15 protein-coding genes and 1 pseudogene are annotated in these 17,371 nt (G+C 71.2%); 9 read left to right on the top strand and 7 right to left on the bottom strand.

Translation table 11 applies throughout. From position 1 onward, the window contains the following. Positions 1-94: 94 nt before the first annotated feature. Positions 95-208, top strand: a pseudogene (locus ACZ4WQ_RS22185) (DUF397 domain-containing protein); the annotation flags it as partial. A 135-nt stretch (positions 209-343) separates the two neighbouring features. On the opposite strand, the gene ACZ4WQ_RS22180 reads toward ACZ4WQ_RS22185, so the two are convergent. After that, positions 344-877, bottom strand: a complete 534-nt coding sequence (locus ACZ4WQ_RS22180; RefSeq protein WP_398373746.1) for an AAA family ATPase — start codon at positions 875-877, stop codon at positions 344-346. 259 nt (positions 878-1,136) lie between these two features. Further along, the gene (locus tag ACZ4WQ_RS22175) at positions 1,137-2,162 is read right to left on the bottom strand and encodes a hypothetical protein (RefSeq protein ID WP_468022345.1); all 1,026 of its coding nucleotides are present in this window, start codon (positions 2,160-2,162) and stop codon (positions 1,137-1,139) included. 406 nt (positions 2,163-2,568) lie between these two features. Here ACZ4WQ_RS22175 and ACZ4WQ_RS22170 point away from each other — a divergent pair, with 406 nt between their 5' ends. From ACZ4WQ_RS22170 to ACZ4WQ_RS22160, 3 genes are read left to right on the top strand one after another with little or no spacing between them, the layout of a single operon-like run. Beyond that, a complete protein-coding gene (locus tag ACZ4WQ_RS22170; protein WP_311723630.1) occupies positions 2,569-2,931 on the top strand; it encodes a hypothetical protein in 363 nt (120 codons plus the stop codon). A 9-nt stretch (positions 2,932-2,940) separates the two neighbouring features. Next, positions 2,941-3,360 carry a hypothetical protein gene (locus tag ACZ4WQ_RS22165; RefSeq protein ID WP_398373744.1) on the top strand — a complete coding sequence of 140 codons (420 nt, stop codon included), beginning with the start codon at positions 2,941-2,943 and terminating at the stop codon, positions 3,358-3,360. After that, on the top strand, positions 3,357-5,447 hold the full coding sequence (locus ACZ4WQ_RS22160) for an esterase/lipase family protein (RefSeq protein ID WP_398373743.1): 2,091 nt from the start codon (positions 3,357-3,359) through the stop codon (positions 5,445-5,447). The genes ACZ4WQ_RS22165 and ACZ4WQ_RS22160 overlap by 4 nt, the downstream gene beginning before the upstream one ends. 31 nt (positions 5,448-5,478) lie before the next feature. Here ACZ4WQ_RS22160 and ACZ4WQ_RS22155 read toward each other — a convergent pair whose 3' ends face one another. After that, positions 5,479-6,522, bottom strand: a complete 1,044-nt coding sequence (locus ACZ4WQ_RS22155; RefSeq protein ID WP_398373742.1) for a hypothetical protein — start codon at positions 6,520-6,522, stop codon at positions 5,479-5,481. Positions 6,523-6,626: 104 nt separating this feature from the next. On the opposite strand from ACZ4WQ_RS22155, the gene ACZ4WQ_RS22150 reads away from it, so the two are divergent. The 5 genes from ACZ4WQ_RS22150 to ACZ4WQ_RS22130 all read left to right on the top strand — a co-directional run bounded on the left by ACZ4WQ_RS22150 (position 6,627) and on the right by ACZ4WQ_RS22130 (position 11,243). Continuing rightward, complete coding sequence (locus ACZ4WQ_RS22150) at positions 6,627-7,028, top strand: PIN domain-containing protein (protein WP_311723634.1); 402 nt, start codon at positions 6,627-6,629, stop codon at positions 7,026-7,028. A gap of 113 nt (positions 7,029-7,141) precedes the next feature. Further along, entirely contained in the window at positions 7,142-8,146 is a 1,005-nt protein-coding gene (locus tag ACZ4WQ_RS22145; protein ID WP_398373741.1) for a FecCD family ABC transporter permease, read from the top strand. Between the two features lie 118 nt (positions 8,147-8,264). Beyond that, complete coding sequence (locus ACZ4WQ_RS22140; RefSeq protein WP_468022344.1) at positions 8,265-9,320, top strand: FecCD family ABC transporter permease; 1,056 nt, start codon at positions 8,265-8,267, stop codon at positions 9,318-9,320. Next, entirely contained in the window at positions 9,317-10,168 is an 852-nt protein-coding gene (locus ACZ4WQ_RS22135) for an ABC transporter ATP-binding protein (protein WP_311723637.1), read from the top strand. Before ACZ4WQ_RS22140 ends, ACZ4WQ_RS22135 begins: the two co-directional genes overlap by 4 nt. A 37-nt stretch (positions 10,169-10,205) precedes the next feature. Next, positions 10,206-11,243: an ABC transporter substrate-binding protein gene (locus ACZ4WQ_RS22130; RefSeq protein WP_398373740.1), complete on the top strand. Its 1,038-nt coding sequence runs from the start codon at positions 10,206-10,208 to the stop codon at positions 11,241-11,243. Positions 11,244-11,271: 28 nt separating this feature from the next. Here ACZ4WQ_RS22130 and ACZ4WQ_RS22125 read toward each other — a convergent pair whose 3' ends face one another. From ACZ4WQ_RS22125 to ACZ4WQ_RS22110, 4 genes are all read right to left on the bottom strand, one after another. After that, a complete protein-coding gene (locus tag ACZ4WQ_RS22125) occupies positions 11,272-12,744 on the bottom strand; it encodes an amino acid permease (RefSeq protein WP_398374001.1) in 1,473 nt (490 codons plus the stop codon). 256 nt (positions 12,745-13,000) lie between these two features. After that, positions 13,001-14,983, bottom strand: a complete 1,983-nt coding sequence (gene dxs / locus ACZ4WQ_RS22120; protein WP_311723640.1) for a 1-deoxy-D-xylulose-5-phosphate synthase — start codon at positions 14,981-14,983, stop codon at positions 13,001-13,003. 222 nt (positions 14,984-15,205) lie between these two features. After that, complete coding sequence (locus ACZ4WQ_RS22115) at positions 15,206-16,495, bottom strand: sugar ABC transporter permease (protein ID WP_398373739.1); 1,290 nt, start codon at positions 16,493-16,495, stop codon at positions 15,206-15,208. Continuing rightward, positions 16,492-17,280, bottom strand: a complete 789-nt coding sequence (locus tag ACZ4WQ_RS22110) for an ATP-binding cassette domain-containing protein (protein ID WP_311723642.1) — start codon at positions 17,278-17,280, stop codon at positions 16,492-16,494. The genes ACZ4WQ_RS22115 and ACZ4WQ_RS22110 overlap by 4 nt, the downstream gene beginning before the upstream one ends. Positions 17,281-17,371 lie beyond the last annotated feature (91 nt).

Below are 17,371 nucleotides of genomic sequence, written 5' to 3'. Positions count from 1 at the left end.
CCGACACGAGATGGCAGGGCTGGCCACTCGGACCGGACCACGGCAGCAGACGGGGGTGCGTGCTCACCGGATCGCCGCCAGCCTACTCCCCCGCGCGGTCCCTGTCCGCGACAGCAAGAACCCCCAGGGCCCGGCGTTGGTCTTCTCGCGGGACGGCTGGTCATCGTTCGTCTCCGCGGTCAAGCGCGGGGAGTTCGCCGCCACCTGACCCTTGCGGAGGGCAGATCGGACGCGGGTAGCGCTCGCCGACTGGCGCCGCCGTCATCAGGAGCGATCACGCACCAGCCATTACCGGCGACAAGCCGAGGCCCGCACATGAAGACCACGATGTGCCGGCGGAGTGCTAACCGCCCCAGCCGGTAGCGGCCACCACCTCACGGGCGATGTCCACGACGGGCCGCCCGTCCGTCACCACCCGCACAGTGTCGGCAGCTACCCGCTCATCCAAGAGCCGTGCCTTGCGGGCGCTCGCCTTCAGCTCCTGCTCCAGTTCCGAGCCGAGTTCCCGGCCCGCCAACCGCTCGCCGACGGTGGTGTCGGATGCGGTGAGGAGAACTCGCACGATCCGCACGCCTGCCCCCATGGCACGCTCAAACATGCCCGTCGTCTCGGGCAGCACACTCAGCGTGTTCGTATAGATCAGGCGGCGGTAACCGCGCTGGGCAAAGTTCCCCCATACGGCAGTCAGATTGCTCTCGGTGATCTCCGAGCGGTGCGGATCCCCGTCTGGGGCCGGATGCACCTGCCCCATGAAGTCACCCTCGATGACTGCGTGAGAGACCGCCACGGCTCGCAGCCGTGCCGAAACCTCCCAGGCCACCGTCGTCTTGCCGACACCGGCACGCCCTCCGATGAGCAGTATCTCCGCGTGATCCATGAAGGCAGCTTGCCAGCTCGCGACCACGTCACGCGATCCGATATCGCTCTACGCCCATGGCCGCAACGCCGATCTCCACTGCGTTTGACGTAGTAGTCGAGCCAGTCGACGCGGATCCCGCAGTACTTGCACAGGTGCTGCGCAGCAGCTTGGACGGCGCGGCCACATGCTCATCCACGGCTCCTTCCTGAACCGTGTAGGGAGGCGGCCATGGTCGGCCCGCAGGGGCGCCAGCCACAGCACCAGTCACCGACTCTACTCATACCTGGCCCGCCCAGAGGCGACGGCCGTCGGCCTGAATGTGCACCGTCGGCGAGTACTCCCGAAAGCCCCACGCGGAGGCGCCTTTCCCGGCCACGAAGGCCTTGGCCTGGAACGCCTGGGCGGGGACGACGGGGGCGGCGCAGCCGTCGAGAGGGCTGGTCCTGGTGGCGCCGGCCGGGACGGTGACTTCCTGTGCGGTGCCCCATGGCGCGGGGCAGTCGTGCGCGGCCCCGGCCTGGACGTAGCCGATCCTGACCTTCACCGTCGTCGCCCGGGGCGAGGAGTTGGTGAGCTGGACGACGAAAGACAGGGAGTCCTTGTCGAGGCGGGTGCAGGGCCGCCATGACACGGCGCCCACCGCGCGCGTCCGGCCGCAGCGGTGGTCGCCGCCTTTCAGCTCCGCCGCCTGCGCGGCGTCACCGCCGGGCGAACCATCGTCCTCCGAGGCGCCGCTGCGCAGTGCCATGGTGCCGGTGATCAAGCCGAGGGCGATCGCCGTCACCGCGGCGAATTGCCACCCTTTCCACTTCCGCCGTGGCTCCGCCGTAACGGCATACGTTTCGGGATCGGCGTGCGTGGCGGGGGCGACCGTGGCCGGGGCGAGGCTGGCGAGGACTTCGTCCCTCCAACCGGGACCGGCCGCCTCTTTCAGCCGCCGCGCGAGATCCGCGATCTCCATGCCGATTGTGGGCAATTCCCGAGCGCTGTGCGGCGCCTTCTGTGAAAGCGCCCGGGTGACGGCTTCGCAATCCTCCTGGCTGGGCAGCCGGTTCTTCTTGCTGCCGGGCAGCAATTGATCGCGGCCCTTGAGCCAGTACGACAGCAGAGGCAGATCGATTTTCTTCCGGCTCCGGCCAGCGCGCTCGAACTCCAGGCGCTCTTTTTCGAGTTCCGCGACAAGGCCCGCGCGGGTGGGGCGCCGCGCGGAGTCGGTCACCTGGCCGACGGTGGCCGCCCATGCGTCGAGGGCCTGGACCAGGGCGTGTGCCAAGTCCTTGAAGAGCCCGGTCCGTTCCACCATCAAACCCCCCGTAGTGAATACCATTCACCATATAACCCCGCTTCATCGCGGGCTAGTTGATGCCGTACCGCACCGCCTCCGGTTGCACTGCAACGCGAGAGACCCCAGGTCAGGACGGTGCACATGGCAGTGCAACGGGTCGCCCCGTTGCACCCCGGGCCCGCCCGGCCAAACCGGTGCACGGTGGTTTCCGGCGGCGCGGTCCGCACCGCCGGAACAGATCGGAACCGAAGGGACTCCACCATGTGCCGACGATGCAAGGGCGACGGGAAGTGCACCACCTGCGGCGGCTCCGGATTCCGGGGCGTATGGAAGTGCGACAGCTGCCGCGGCAGCGGTGACTGCAAGGCCTGCGACGGCCGCGGCTAGCCGATCCCACACGACCGAAATCCTGGAGCATTTCACGATGTCCAACGACGCACTTCTGGAAAAGCTCGTCCTCCGGACCGATGACGAAGACTACGAAACCCCGCTTCCCATCACCCTCATGGTGGGCGGAGTCATCATCACCGGCTCCATACTCCCCCGCGATGAATGGCTCAGGCAGCACATGAACCTGCTGTCCGAGAAGAGTTCGCTGACCGAATTCGCCAAGGACTTCGCCGCAGACATGCTGCGGCATGAGCCGGAGACCAGTCATATACATCTGACCTGGGCGCGGATCGTCACGGGTGGCCCCCACGTCCCCATCGATGAATACGGGCTTCTGCGGGTGCCGCTGTCCGAGGTGAATGCCTGGACGATCGGCGATCTGAACCCCATCGGATGAGCGGCTGACATGCGCAAACTAACGATCGCGGCCGGTGTCGTGCTGCTCATCGCCGCGACGATCGCGGCCGTCCATGCCTACCGGAGCGACACCTCGGCGGAGAAACCTCCGGCGCAGGAGCTGAGATACGAACCCGGCGGCCCGGTCCCGGCCGAGGCCGCCCGGGTCGCGCGGGACCTGGTGGCCGAGGACGAGAAGACACAGCGAGTGGCGCTCGCGCCCGAGTTGGAGCGGACCCTGCCCGAGGGACGGCTCACCGCCAGGAACGCCAAGCTCCCTCTGAAAGACGGCACCTGGCATGAGGAGGACGGCATCGCCAACGCCCAAGCCACCCTGGAGGAGCCGGGAAAGCCTGCGCAGCGGGTGCTGCTGGGATTCGCCCGCAGCGGCGGGGCCTGGCGGATCATCCTCGCGGAGGTCCTCCCATGAGCCTCGCCACCCGCTGCCGGGCCCTCGTCCCCTGCGCCGCCCTGATGCTCCTGCTCACCCTGCTCGGGGCGGTGCCCACCGCTACCGCCGAGCCGCGCAGTTGCGTCGGCGGCGGGCTCGGGCAGGTCAGCGACACCGAGACCGTCGCGAACTCCATGCCCGTCCTCTTCGTCCACGGCATCAACGCGGGCGCCGACACCTGGGACGGGCCGGGAGACGATCCGGAAGGCTGGTTCCCCCGGAAGGTCGCAAAGCTGCCCCACGTCACCGCGTGGACCTTCGACTACAAGCAGGCGCAGCCGGCCTGGGTGACGGACCGACGGATCGGTCCCGCCTTGGGGACCGCGATCGAATGTCTCGCCGACGCCTCCGGCTACAAGGTCATGGTGGTGGCCCACTCGATGGGCGGTCTGGCCACGCAATACGCGGTTTCACAGCCCAGTCGCAAACCCGGCGGCAGGATATGGCAGGAGGTGTCGGAGGTGATCACCATCGGCACGCCCTTCCGAGGCTCTCCCGTGGCCTCTTTCCTGGACGGACTTCCCGGTCCCCGAGGTTCACTACAGGAACTGGCCCTGAAACAGGTGGTCTCCGCCTGTTTCGGACTCGCCAAGGGCCTGGCCTCGACCATTTGCGAGACGGTTGAGGTGCTCCGCTCGCCGCAGGGCGTGGCTCTCAAGGAGAACTCGCCGGAAATCCGAAAGCTCCCGGCTTGGCCCGAGGAGCTGCCGGTCCGTGCCATGGCCGGGGACATCCGTCTGGGCCTCGAAATCATGAAACTGGGGTCGCGCTCCAAACCCGTCTCCATAGGGGACGGAGTGGTGCCGCTCTCCTCGGCGACCGCGTATGCCCACAAGTCCGGCGCGCCTCACGTGCTCACCTGCACGGACACCCTCATCTCGGTGCGAGCGGTGCTCTTCGGTGAGTGCAGTCACACCAGCGTCAAGACCGCGCCAGAAATCATGTCCGCGGTCATCGACCGGGCGAAGGCCCTCCAGCGGAAACAGGCGACACCCGAACTCGCCTACGCGACCGCCGACAGCGTCAATGTGTGGACCGACGGCAGAAGCAAGGCACTCGCCCCCATCCCCAGCGGATACCGCGTACGGCAGCTCACCTGGTCGTCCGACGGCACCTCCCTCGCCTGGCTGGCCGAGCGGGGCGAGGACGCGGGCCGGAAACTGTTTCTGGTGCGCCGGGTCCGTGGACAGCCTTTCGTCACGCCCCGCGTCCGTAGCTGGGACTGCTCCGGCTGCTCGACGATCGCCTTCCGCGAGGACGAACTGGTCTCCGACGGCGCGACGGACCCGAACCAGCCCATGCTGTGGAGCTACCCGCCCCGGGGCGGCGCGCGGCGGGCACTGCCCGTGACGGGCCTGCCCAGGCCCGACGAGTGCTTCAGCCCGACCTACTGCGGCCGCCTCGACCTCCTCGGCGCCGCACCCCGGGGTGAGCTGACCGTCTCGTACTTCGAGAACGGCGGTGGCAACTTCCCCGGAGTGGGCTCGTTCTACCAGGTCACCCGCGAGGGCAGGGCCCGGCCCGCCCAGTCGTTCTACGGCAGCGGGCTCGGGCCCGAGGTCGCGGCGGCCAGTCCGCGGCGGGACCGGCTCGCCGTGCCCTGGTACCAACACCTCAGCGCCTGCGCGGAGTACTCCAACGTCGCGCTCGTCGACCAGCGCAGCGGACGGGTGGACCGGCTGGACCTGCCCTCCCGGGACGGCAACCTGTGGATGGTCTCGGCCTGGTTCGACCGCGACGGCCAGGCGTACGCGGCCTTCCGTTCGGAGCCCGGCTGCGGCAGTGACGACCAGTACGCGTCGGACGGCCGGCGGATTCCCCGCTGGGGTGAGACGCGGGTGTACCGCGCCACGAACGTCCGGTGGGTCGAGACGCGGGAGAAGCGGCCCATCCTGGCGCGCGACGTCCATGCCTCGGGGAAGACGGCGTCTCTGCTCGGCACCCCGGCGGTCGAGGTGTCGGGCGGATACCACACGGGGACGCTGGTCGCACAGAACGCCGCGAACCGAGAGGTCGAAGTGGCGCGCGGGGTGCACGCCTTCGGGTGGCGGCCGGCGTCCTCGTGAGCCGGGAGGTGAGCCGCGCGGGCGGCGCGCCCTAATCCCCCACCCGCCCCCACGCGCGCAGGGCCAGCCCCGGCTCGTCCGTCTTCTGACGGGCCGCGAGCAGGGCGCCGTCGTCCGCGAGGGCGGCGAGGACGACCAGTCCCCGGCCGTCCAGCGCCAGCGCGGGCCGGCCCGTGCCCGGCTCGCCCGAGGGCGTCCACCAGACCCCCGCCGCCTCGTTCTCCGTCAGGTGCGCGGCGACGGCGAGCCGCCCGCTCTTGGCGTCGCGGTGGGCCAGCACCGTGCAGTCGTGGCCGTCCACGGTCGTACGGAGGGCCGCGACGGGCCCGGCGCCGGTCTCGCCGCCCAGGGGCGCCGCCTCGTCCGCCCCGGGCCGCCAGGCCAGCACCCCGCGCCCCTCCGCGTCGCGCCAGTAGTGCGTGACCGTGTCGCGGCCGGTGGCGAGCCCGGAGGCGGAGCCGGCCTCGGGGGCGGCGGGGATGTCGTCGGCGCGTTCGTAGGCGGCGCCGGGCTCGGGCTGGTGCCAGCGCAGCGCGCCGCGTTCGGCGGGCGCGAGCAGTTCGACGCGTCCTTCGGCGGTCGCGGTGGCGGACAGGCCGTCCAGCACATCGGCGCCCTTGAGGTCGGTCCACCCGCCCCACTTGCCCTTGGCGTCCTGGCGCCGCGCGCTCACCCCGCTCCCGGCGTTGCGCACGAAGACGTGCACGGCGCCCGAGGAGTCCACGGCCGCGGCCGGAGCGCCGGTCCGCTGTGCCTTGCGGCGGTCCTTGGGGTGCGGGGTGCCGAGCGAGTGCCAGGCCGTCAGGGGGCGGCCGGTCTGGAACTGCGTGGCGTGTACGACGTCCACGTCCGGGCCGTCGGCGCCGCCCTGACGGTGCCGCAGGCCCACGAGATGGACATAGCCGTCCGCGCCCTGGGTCACGGTCAGCGCGGTCAGGCCGGGCACCTTGATCAGCCGCGGCCCGGTCCACCGCGGGCCGCCGGGCCGCTCCTCGGTCCAGCGGGCGACGCCGCCCGCCACCGGCGCGTAGGCCGTGAGCCTGCCGTCCTTGCCGCGGAGCAACCGCAACGCCATGGCCCGCTGCAACCTTCCGTGACGTCGATCCCCCGGGTGGGCCCCGCGGGGCCGGCGCGCCAGATGTGCTGACGCGCCACCACCCATAGTAATTTGCCTGGCTGATGAAAGGCTTTGTTGTCGTGGACGCGGCGAATGTGATCGGTTCGGTGCCCGACGGCTGGTGGCGGGACCGGCGCGGCGCGGCCGAGCGGCTGCGGGACCGGCTCGCCACGCTCGCCGAGCGCGGGCTGGAGCCGCGCCCCGGCGTGCCGGAGTGGGCCGAACAGCCGCCCGTGGACCTCGTGCTCGTGGTCGAGGGCGCCGCACGCGACATCGCGCCCGTGCCGGGGGTGCGGGTGGCGTCGGCGCCGGGCAGCGGCGACGACCGGATCGTGGAGGTGGTGGCGGACCGCGAGCCGGGCCGGCCGTGCCTGGTGGTGACCGCCGACCGGGAGCTGCGGACGCGGGTGCGGGCGCTCGGGGCGGAGGTCACGGGCCCGCGCGCGGTCCGCCCCGCCGACTGAGCCGCCCGCCCGCCCCACGTACTCTTAGGCAAGCCTTGGCTAAGGGCAGATTTCGGCCCGGCGGGGCGAGAAGGCTTTGCGTACGGAAGAGAGAGACGGAAGAGAGAAGGCGAATGTCGGGAGTCGCGCGCCGTCGCGTCGGCTGGATAACCGCGGCGGCGTTGCTGCTCCTGGCCGCCGTGGCGCTCAGCCTCGCGGTCGGCAGCCGCCAGATCGCCCTCAGCGAGGTCTACGACGCCCTGGTGCACGGCGGCACCAGCGACAACGCCCAAGTCGTACGGGCCCTGCGGGTGCCGCGCACCGTCATCGGCATCATGGTCGGCGTCGCCCTCGCCGTGGCCGGCACCGTGCTCCAGGGGATCACCCGCAACCCGATCGCCGAGCCCGGGATCCTGGGCATCAGCCAGGGCGCCTCGCTGGGCGTGGTCTGTGCGATCGCGTTCTTCGGGGTGCACCCGCTGACCGGATATGTGTGGTTCGCGTTCGCGGGCGCGGCGCTCGCGGCGGTCTGCGCCTACGCGGTGGCCAGCAGCGGCCGCGGGGGCGCGTCCCCGGTCAAACTCGCCCTGGCCGGTGCCGCGATGAACGCCTTCATCGCCTCGGTGGTCTCCGCGATCGTCACCACCAACGCCCGGGTCCTGGACGAGTTCCGCTTCTGGGACGTGGGCTCGCTCAGCGGGCGGGACGCCACGATCGTCGGACAGACCTGGCCGTTCCTGGCCGCCGGGCTGCTGCTGGTGCTGGCCATGGCCCGCGGGCTCGACGCGCTGGCTCTCGGCGACGACGTCGCCCGGGGGCTCGGCCGCAATGTCGCGCTGCTGCGTATGACCGGCACCGTGGGGGCGACCGTGCTGACCGGCGTCGCGGTTGCCGCCGCCGGGCCCATCGCCTTCACCGGCCTGGCCGTTCCGCATATCGCCCGCGCCCTCGTCGGCACCGCCCACCGCTGGCTGCTGCCCATGGCCGCGCTGCTCGGCCCGGTGATGATCCTCACCTCGGACGTCATCGGCCGTATCGTCTTCCCGCCCTCGGAGGTGCCGGTGTCCGTGATGACCGCCCTGGCGGGCGTGCCGTTCCTGATCGCCCTGGTCCGCAGGAAGGCGGTGGCGGCAGCGTGAGCGTGTCTTGGCGCGCTGCGCGGGCTGGACTGAGGAGCCGCGCAGCGACGGAGGAGCGAGCAGTGACGAGGGAAGCCCGCGCGTCGGAGCGCGCCGGGACTGAGCGGGGGGAGGACGCGTGAGCTCCACCACCCGCACCGCCGGGTACCGCGTGGTCAGGGCCGGGCGGGGCAGCTTCCTCGTCCACCGCAGGGCCGTCGTGGCGGCCGTCGTCCTCGCCGCCGCGCTGGCCGCGGCCGTCGTGGCTTCGCTGTGCGTCGGCGAGTCGTTCGTCCCGCCCTCCGAAGTGGTCCGGGTGCTGCTGGGGCAGCCGAGCCCGGACGAGCTGGTGGTGGGCACCCTGCGGCTGCCGCGCCTGGTGACCGGGCTGCTGGTCGGCGTGGCCTTCGGGCTGTCCGGCGCGCTGATCCAGACCATGGCCCGCAACCCGCTCGCCAGCCCCGACGTCATCGGGGTGACGCACGGCGCGGGCGCCGCCACGGTCGCCGCCATGACCTTCGGCCTCACCTCGTACACCGCCCTGCCGTATGTGTCGATCGGCGGCGGTCTCGCGGCCGCCGCGCTGGTCTACGTCTTCGCCTGGCGCAAGGGGCTGAGCGCCTCCCGCTTCGTCCTCATCGGCATCGGCATCTCGGTGGCCCTGGGCTCGCTGTCCCGGCTGTTCCTCACCAAGGGCGACTATCTGGTGGCCCAGCAGGCCAAGGTCTGGCTCACCGGCTCGCTCAACGGCCGCGGTTACGACCAGGCCGCGCCGCTGGCGACCGTGCTGCTGCTCCTGGTGGTGCCGCTGCTGTGGGCGGCCCGCGCACGGCGCGGGGTGTCGCTGGACGACGACACGGCCACCGCGCTCGGCATCCGGCTGGACCGGGTCCGGCTGGGGCTGAGCGCCCTCGGGGTGGTGCTCGCGTCCGTCGCCACCGGCGCCGCGGGCCCGGTCGACTTCGTGGCGCTGCTGGCCCCGCAGATCGCGCGCCGGGTCGCCCGCACCGAGCAGCCCCCGCTGCTGTGTTCCGCGCTGACCGGGGCGCTGGTCGTGGTCGTCGCGGATCTGCTGGCCCGCCGGCTCTTCTCCCCGACCGAGCTGCCGGTCGGGGTGTTCACCGCCCTGGTGGGCGCCCCGTATCTGATGTGGCTGCTCATCCGCACCCGTAGCCGTTCCGGAGGCACCGCGTGACCGACAACCGCCTGACCGCGCGGGAGCTGACCCTCGCGTACGAGGACCGCACGGTCGTCGACGGCCTCGACCTGGAGATCCCGCACGGGAAGGTCACGGTGATCGTCGGCCCCAACGCCTGCGGCAAGTCCACCCTGCTGCGCGCGCTGGGCCGGCTGCTCAAGCCGCGCGGCGGCGCCGTGCTGCTGGACGGCACCGAGCTGTCCCGCCTGCCCACCAAGCGGATCGCCCAGGCCATCGGGCTGTTGCCGCAGACCCCCGTGCCGCCGGAGGGGATCACGGTGGCGGATCTGGTCTCGCGGGGGCGGCAGCCGCACCAGAAGTGGTGGCAGCAGTGGTCGGAGGACGACGAGCGGGCCGTCGGCGAGGCGATGGAGCGCACCGGGACCGCCGAGCTCGCGGAGCGGCCGGTGGACGAGCTCTCCGGCGGTCAGCGGCAGCGGGTGTGGATCGCCATGGCCCTGGCCCAGGACACCGATCTGCTGCTGCTCGACGAGCCGACGACCTACCTGGACATCGCCCACCAGGTGGAGGTGCTCGACCTGGTCCGGCAGCTCAACCAGGACCGCGGCCGCACCGTGGTCGCGGTGCTGCACGACCTGAACCAGGCGGCGCGCTACGCCGACCACCTGATCGCCATGCGGGGCGGCCGGATCGTGGCGCAGGGCCCGCCGGGCGACATCGTCACGGCCGATCTGGTCCAGGAGGTCTTCGGGCTCGCCTCGGTCGTCGTGCCGGACCCGGTGACGGGCGACCCGCTGGTGGTCCCGGGCGCCCCGTGGGCGGCGGCCGGGGCCGGTGGTGACAGGGGTGGTGCTACCGCCGCGCCCGCACGCAACATAAGGTAAGCCTCGCCTAAGAACTGCCTGTGACAGGAGCCCTGCCATGTCCTCTCGACGCCGCGGTACCGCCGCCGTCGCCCTCGCCTTCGCCGCCGCGCTGTCCCTCGCGGCCTGCGGCAGCTCCTCCGACGGCGACAAGGAAGGGAGCGGCGGGCAGGGCGACAAGAAGTCCGTGTCCAAGGACGGCAAGGACTTCGCGAGCGCGGCCGAGAAGACCGCCGCCATGGGCACCGACGCGGGGCCCGGCCAGTGGCCGCGCACCATCGACCACGCCATGGGCAAGACCGAGCTCAAGGCCCAGCCGAAGCGGGTGGTGGTGCTGGACGTCGGCGAGCTCGACAACGTGGTGTCGCTCGGCATCAAGCCGGTCGGCCTGGCGCCCACCGAAGGCTCTCCGGAGCTGCCGTCCTACCTGAAGAAGGAGGCGGGCAGCCCGAAGAACGTGGGCACCATCAACAACCTCAACCTCGAGGCGATCGCCGGGCTCAAGCCCGATCTGATCCTCGGCAGCCAGCTGCGCGCCGCCGACAAGTACGACGAGCTGTCGAAGATCGCGCCGACCGTCTTCTCCATCCGCCCCGGCTTCACCTGGAAGCAGAACTACCTCCTCAACGCCTCGGCCCTGGACAAGACCGCCGAGGCCAAGGCGAAGCTCGCCGACTACGACAAGAAGATCAAGGCGCTGGACGAGAAGCTCGGCGACAAGAAGCCGACCGTCTCGATGGTGCGCTTCATGCCCGACGGGGTGACCCGCCTCTACGCGAACGCCTCGTTCATCGGCACGATCCTGAAGGACGCGCACATTCCGCGGCCGAAGAACCAGGACATCGAGGACCTCGCCGCCGAGATCAGCGCCGAGAACATCGACCAGGCCGACGCCGACTACATCTTCACCGGCGTCTACGGCGACCCGAAGGCCACGGACCGCACCAAGGCGCAGGGCAACCCGCTGTGGAAGAACCTCAAGGCGGTCAAGAACGGCCACGCGTCCGACGTCCCGGACGAGACCTGGTACCTCGGCCTCGGCGTGATGGCGGCGGACACCGTGGTGGCCGACCTCCAGGAGCGCCTCACCGCATAGCCCACGGCGGCCCGGCCTGGGCGGCGCCTCAGCGCCGCTCCGGGCGGGCCGCCAGCCTGCTGTGGCCGCGACCGTAGAGGAAGTAGACGACGAAGCCGATCGCCATCCACACCGCGAACCGCACCCAGGTCTCCGCGGGGAGGTTCAGCATCAGCCACAGCGAGGCGGCGACCGAGGCGATCGGCAGCACCGGCACCCAGGGGGCGCGGAAGGCGCGGGGCAGGTCGGGGCGGGTGCGGCGCAGGACGATGACGCCGAGCGCGACCACGACGAAGGCGAAGAGCGTGCCGATGTTCACCAGCGCCGCCAGCTGGGAGATGCTGGTGAACCCGGCGACGACGGCGATGACCACACCGAGCAGGATCGTCGAGCGGTACGGCGTGGCGTACCTCGGGTGCACCTTGGAGAAGACCCTGGGCAGCAGCCCGTCGCGGCTCATCGCGAAGAAGACCCGGGTCTGCCCGAGCAGCAGGATCAGACACACGGTGGTGAGCCCGATCACCGCGCCGAAGCTGATGAGCCCCGCGTAGAAAGGGTGTCCGGTGGCCTTGAAGGCGTCGGCCAGCGGGGCGTCCACCGACAGCTGGGTGTACTTCTGCATGCCGGTGACCACCACGGACACCGCGACATAGAGCACGGTGCAGATGAGGAGCGAGCCGAGGATGCCGCGCGGCATGTCGCGCTGCGGGTTTCTGGTCTCCTCGGCCGTGGTGGCCACGATGTCGAAGCCGATGAAGGCGAAGAAGACCACGGCGGCGGCGGTGAAGATGCCCTGCACCCCGTAGGCCGTCGGCTGATACCCGGACATCAGCTGGATCAGCGGGGCCTTGAGCCCGGACGTGGCGGCCGTGACCTGGGGCTCGGGGATGAAGGGGTGGTAGTTCTCGGCCTTGATGAAGAAGGATCCGGCGATGATGACCAGCAGCACCACGGTCACCTTGATCGCCACCACGACCGTCGTGACGCGCGCGGACAGCTTCATGCCCAGCACCAGGATCCCGGTGAGCAGCAGCACCAGCAGAGCCGCGAGGATGTCGAAGGTGAAGCCGTGCGCCACATCGGGGCCGGACAGCACGGCCGGCAGCTGCCATCCGGCGTTGTCGAGCAGCGAGCGCACATAGCCGGACCAGCCGACCGCCACCACGGCGGTGGCCAGGGCGAATTCCAGGACCAGGTCCCAGCCGATGATCCAGGCGGGCAGCTCGCCCAGCGAGGCGTACGAGAAGGTGTACGCGGACCCGGCCACCGGCACCGTGGAGGCGAACTCGGCGTAGCAGAGCGCGGCCAGCGCGCAGGCGATCCCGGCGGCCACGAAGGCCAGCGCGGTCGCGGGCCCCGCCTGCTGCTTGGCCACGGCCCCGGTCAGCACGAAGATGCCGGTGCCGATGATCACGCCGACGCCGAAGACGGTCAGGTCGAGGGCGGAGAGCGTCCTGGTCAGGGCGTGCTCGGGCTCCTCGGTGTCCTGGATGGACTGCTCGACGGACTTCGTTCTGAACAGACCGCCCCGGCCCCTGCCTCCGGCGCCCCTGCCTCCGGCGCCCCCGCCGCTGGGTTCTCTCACGCTCACCGCGCCACCTCCACGCCTGCCCGTGCGCGCCATCGTTCTGCCAACCGGGCATGCGGGATGTGTGCACACTCTCGGGCATGGCCGATTCACCCGATGGGGGCGGAGCGGTGGGAAAAGCACTGGGCCGGTCGGAGCACCGCGCGTGTCGCGCGGCGGCCCCGGCCGGCCCGGCCCGGAAGCGCGGAGGTCAGTCCCGTACGGGCTCGGCCGCGGTGGAGGCCTGCGACGCGGCGCCCGTGCCCGCCGGCTCGGCCGCCGGGGCCGACTCGACGGACTTGTCTTCGTATCGTCCGCCGATCCTGGAGACCAGGCCGGTGATCTGGCGGGCGATGTCCGGGGCGGTCAGCCCGATCTCCGCCATGACCTCCTTGCGGGAGGCGTGCTGGAGGAAGCGCGGCGGGATGCCGAAGTCGCGCAGCGGCATGTCCACCCCGGAGTCGCGCAGCGCCTGCGCGACGGCGGAGCCCACACCGCCCACCCGGATGTTGTCCTCGACGGTGACCACCACGCGGTGGCGCTCGGCGAGCGCGGGCAGCTCCTCGTCCACCGGCTTGACCCAGCGCGGGTCCACCACCGTGGCGGAAATGCCCTGTTTGTCGAGAAGGTCGGCGACCTCCAGACACATCGGCGCCAGCGCGCCGACCGAGACCAGCAGCACATCCGGCCGGTCCGCGTCCGCCGGGGCGGGCTCGCGCAGCACGTCCATGCCGCCGATCCGGCCCACCGCCCGGACCGCCGGGCCGACCGCACCCTTGGAGTAGCGCACCACCGTCGGGGCGTCGTCCACCTCCACGGCCTCGCGCAGCTGGGCGCGGACCTGGTCGGCGTCGCGCGGGGCGGCGATCCGCAGCCCCGGGACGACCTGGAGGATGGACATGTCCCACATGCCGTTGTGCGAGGCGCCGTCGGTGCCGGTGATCCCGGCCCGGTCGAGGACGAAGGTCACCCCGCACTTGTGCAGCGCCACATCCATCAGGACCTGGTCGAAGGCGCGGTTGAGGAACGTGGCGTACACCGCGAAGACCGGGTGCAGCCCGCCGGTCGCCAGGCCCGCGGCCGAGACCGCTCCGTGCTGCTCGGCGATGCCGACGTCGAAGACCCGCTCCGGGAAGCGCTTGGCGAACTCGGTGAGGCCCACCGGGTGCAGCATCGCCGCGGTGATCGCGACGATGTCCTCGCGCTCCTCGCCGAGCTTGACCATCTCCTCGCCGAAGACCGAGGTCCAGTCGGCACCGCCCGCGGAGATCGGCAGCCCGGTGTCGGGGTGGATCGGGCCGATGCCGTGGAAGCGGTCGGTCTCGTCCTGCTCGGCCGGGGTGTAGCCGCGGCCCTTCTCGGTGAGGCAGTGCACGATGACCGGGCCGCCGAAACGCTTCGCCCGCTGGAACGCGGACTCCAGCGCCTCGATGTCATGGCCGTCGATCGGGCCGACGTACTTCAGCCCCAGGTCCTCGAACATGCCCTGCGGGGCGATGAAGTCCTTCAGCCCCTTCTTGGCGCCGTGCAGCGTCTCGTACAGCGGCCGGCCGACGACCGGAGTGCGCTCCAGGAGGTCCTTGCCGCGGGCGAGGAAGCGCTCATAGCCGTCGGTGGTGCGGAGCGTGGCCAGGTGGTTCGCCAGACCGCCGATCGTCGGCGAGTACGACCACTCGTTGTCGTTCACCACGATGACGAGCGGGCGGTTCTTGGCGGCGGCGATGTTGTTCAGCGCCTCCCAGGCCATGCCGCCGGTCAGCGCGCCGTCACCGATGACCGCGACCACCCGGTCCTGCTTGCCCAGCAGCTCATTGGCCTTGGCGAGGCCCTCGGCCCAGCCCAGCACGGTGGAGGCGTGGCTGTTCTCGATGACGTCGTGCTCGGACTCGGCACGCGAGGGGTAGCCGGACAGCCCGCCCTTGCCCTTGAGCTTGGAGAAGTCCTGGCGGCCGGTGAGGAGTTTATGGACGTAGGACTGGTGGCCGGTGTCCAGGAGCACCTTGTCCCGGGGCGAGTCGAAGACCCGGTGCAGGGCGATGGTGAGCTCCACCACACCGAGGTTGGGGCCCAGATGGCCACCGGTCTTGGAGACGGCGTCGACGAGGAAGGTGCGGATCTCCGCGGCCAGCTGGTCCAGCTGCTCCGGAGTGAGCCGGTCCAGATCACGCGGTCCCCTGATGTGGGTCAGCAGCACCCGTGCCTCCTTGCTGTCGAGTTTGCCGTCGTGCGTCTTTGCTCTTGTGCTGGTCGAGCCTTGCGGGTCCGCCTGAGTCTAATGTTCCGTCCCACCGGCGATGGCCGGGTCCCCGCGATCCACGTCACGCGTTCGGCGGCAGAACACCGGTACCCGGCACCGCCTGCGCGAGGCGATGCCGGGTACGTGAGGTTGGGCACAGCGGATACGGCGCGGGTCCGATCAGCCGCGCCCCGCCGAGCGCTGGGTCCTCCGCGACACCGAGTCGATCACGACCGCGGCCAGCAGCACCGCACCGGTGATCATGTACTGCACGGAGTTGGCGACGCCCAGCAGCGCCATGCCGGACGCGATGGAGCCGATGACCAGCATGCCCAGCAGCGCCGACCAGACCGAGCCGCGGCCGCCGAAGAGGCTGGTGCCGCCGATGACCGCGGCGGCGATCGCCTCCATGAGCAGATTGCCGGTGCCGGCCTGCTGGCTCGCGGAACCGATCCGGGAGGCGATCATGATTCCGCCGAACGCCGCCATCAGCCCGGACAGGGCGTACACCGAGATCCGCACCAGATCCACATTGATGCCCGCGCGGCGGGACGCCTCGACGTTGCCGCCCAGCGCGATCACCTTGCGCCCGTACGACGTGCGGCGCACCACGAAGTCGAGGGCGAGCAGCACCACCACGAAGATCACGAGCGCCAGCGGCAGGCCCTTGTACTCGTTGAGCCGCCAGGCCGCGGCGTAGGCGATGACGGCCAGCACCGCGGTGCGCACCAGAATCTCGCTCAGCGGCCGGGAGGGGATGCCGGCCGCCTTGCGGCGCCGCGCGCCCAGGAACTGGGCCAGGAAGAACGCGGCCACGGCGGCCGTGGCCGCCCCGTACGCGGCGATCAGCTGTGAGAAGTAGTGGCTGGACAGGGTCTGCACAAAGCCGTCGTCGTCGAGGTCGAGGGTGCCGGTGGTGCCCAGCACCTGGAGCATCAGCCCGTTCCAGGCCAGCAGACCGGCGAGGGTGACCACGAAGGCCGGGACGCCGATCTTGGCGAAGAAGAAGCCGTGCAGCGCGCCCAGGGCGGCACCGAGGGCCAGCGCGATGACCACGGCGAGCACCTCGGGCACGCCGTGCCTGATGTTGAGCACCGCCATGGTGCTCGCGGCCAGACCGCTGAGCGAGCCGACGGACAGGTCGATCTCACCGAGCAGCAGCACGAAGACGATGCCGACCGAGATCAGGCCGGTGCCGACGATCAGGATCGACAGGTCGGAGAGGTTCTTGGGCGAGAGGAAGGCGTCGTCCTTCACCTGGTAGACCACCCAGATGACGGCGATGCCCACGATGACGGGGAGCGCGCCCAGCTCACCGCTGCGCAGCTTGCGGCCGAACTCCTGGAGGTAGCCCTTGAAGCCCTCCTGGCGCACCAGCAGCCGGGGGTCGACCGCGGCGACCGCGTCCTTGGCGACCGGGACCGCGTCCTCGGTGTCGCCGCCATTGGTCTCGTCGGTCTTGGTGGTCACTTGGCGACCTCCGCGTTACGCGCCTTGCGGCGGGTCACGGCGTTCTCCGTGGCGCCGGTGATGGCGGAGATGATCTCTTCTTGAGAGGTGGTCTGCACATCGAAGGTGCCGTTGTTACGGCCGAGCCGCAGCACCGCGACCCGGTCCGCCACGGCCTTGACGTCGGCCATGTTGTGGCTGATGAGGATCACCGCCAGGCCGCGCTCGCGCAGCCGCTCGACCAGGTCGAGGACCTGCGCGGTCTGCTCGACGCCCAGGGCCGCGGTCGGCTCGTCGAGGATGACCAGCTTGGGCTCGCCGAGCATCGAGCGGGCGATGGCGACGGTCTGCCGCTGGCCGCCGGACAGCGAGGCGATGGGGATCCGCACGCTGGGGATCCGGATGGACAGGGTCTCCAGCAGCTCGCGGGAGCGGCGCTCCATCTCGACCTCGTCGAGCACCCCGGCGCGCAGGATCTCGCGGCCGAGGAAGAGATTGCCGACCACGTCGATGTTGTCGCACAGGGCGAGGTCCTGGTACACGGTCGCGATGCCCAGCTCCTGGGCGTCGTGCGGGCGGCTGACCTGGACCGGCCTGCCCTCCCACTCGACGACGCCCTCGTCGGCGGGGCCGACTCCGGCGATCGCCTTGACGAGGGTCGACTTGCCGGCGCCGTTGTCGCCGACCAGGGCGACCACTTCACCGGCACGGACCTCCAGATGTATGTCCGTCAGCGCCTGGACGGCGCCGAACCGCTTGGAGATCCCGCGCAACGCCAACACGGGTTCGTTCGGCACGATGGCCATCTCCGATCTGAGCAGGGGCGGACCCCTGCGGTGTAGCGGAGGTGGGAGAGCGCTCTCTCACCTCGACAGGGGGGTGGTGTCGACAGCAGGG

The sequence above is a fragment of the Streptomyces sp. NPDC028305 genome (assembly GCF_055569495.1).
This window is presented reverse-complemented; position numbering and strand designations above follow the sequence as displayed.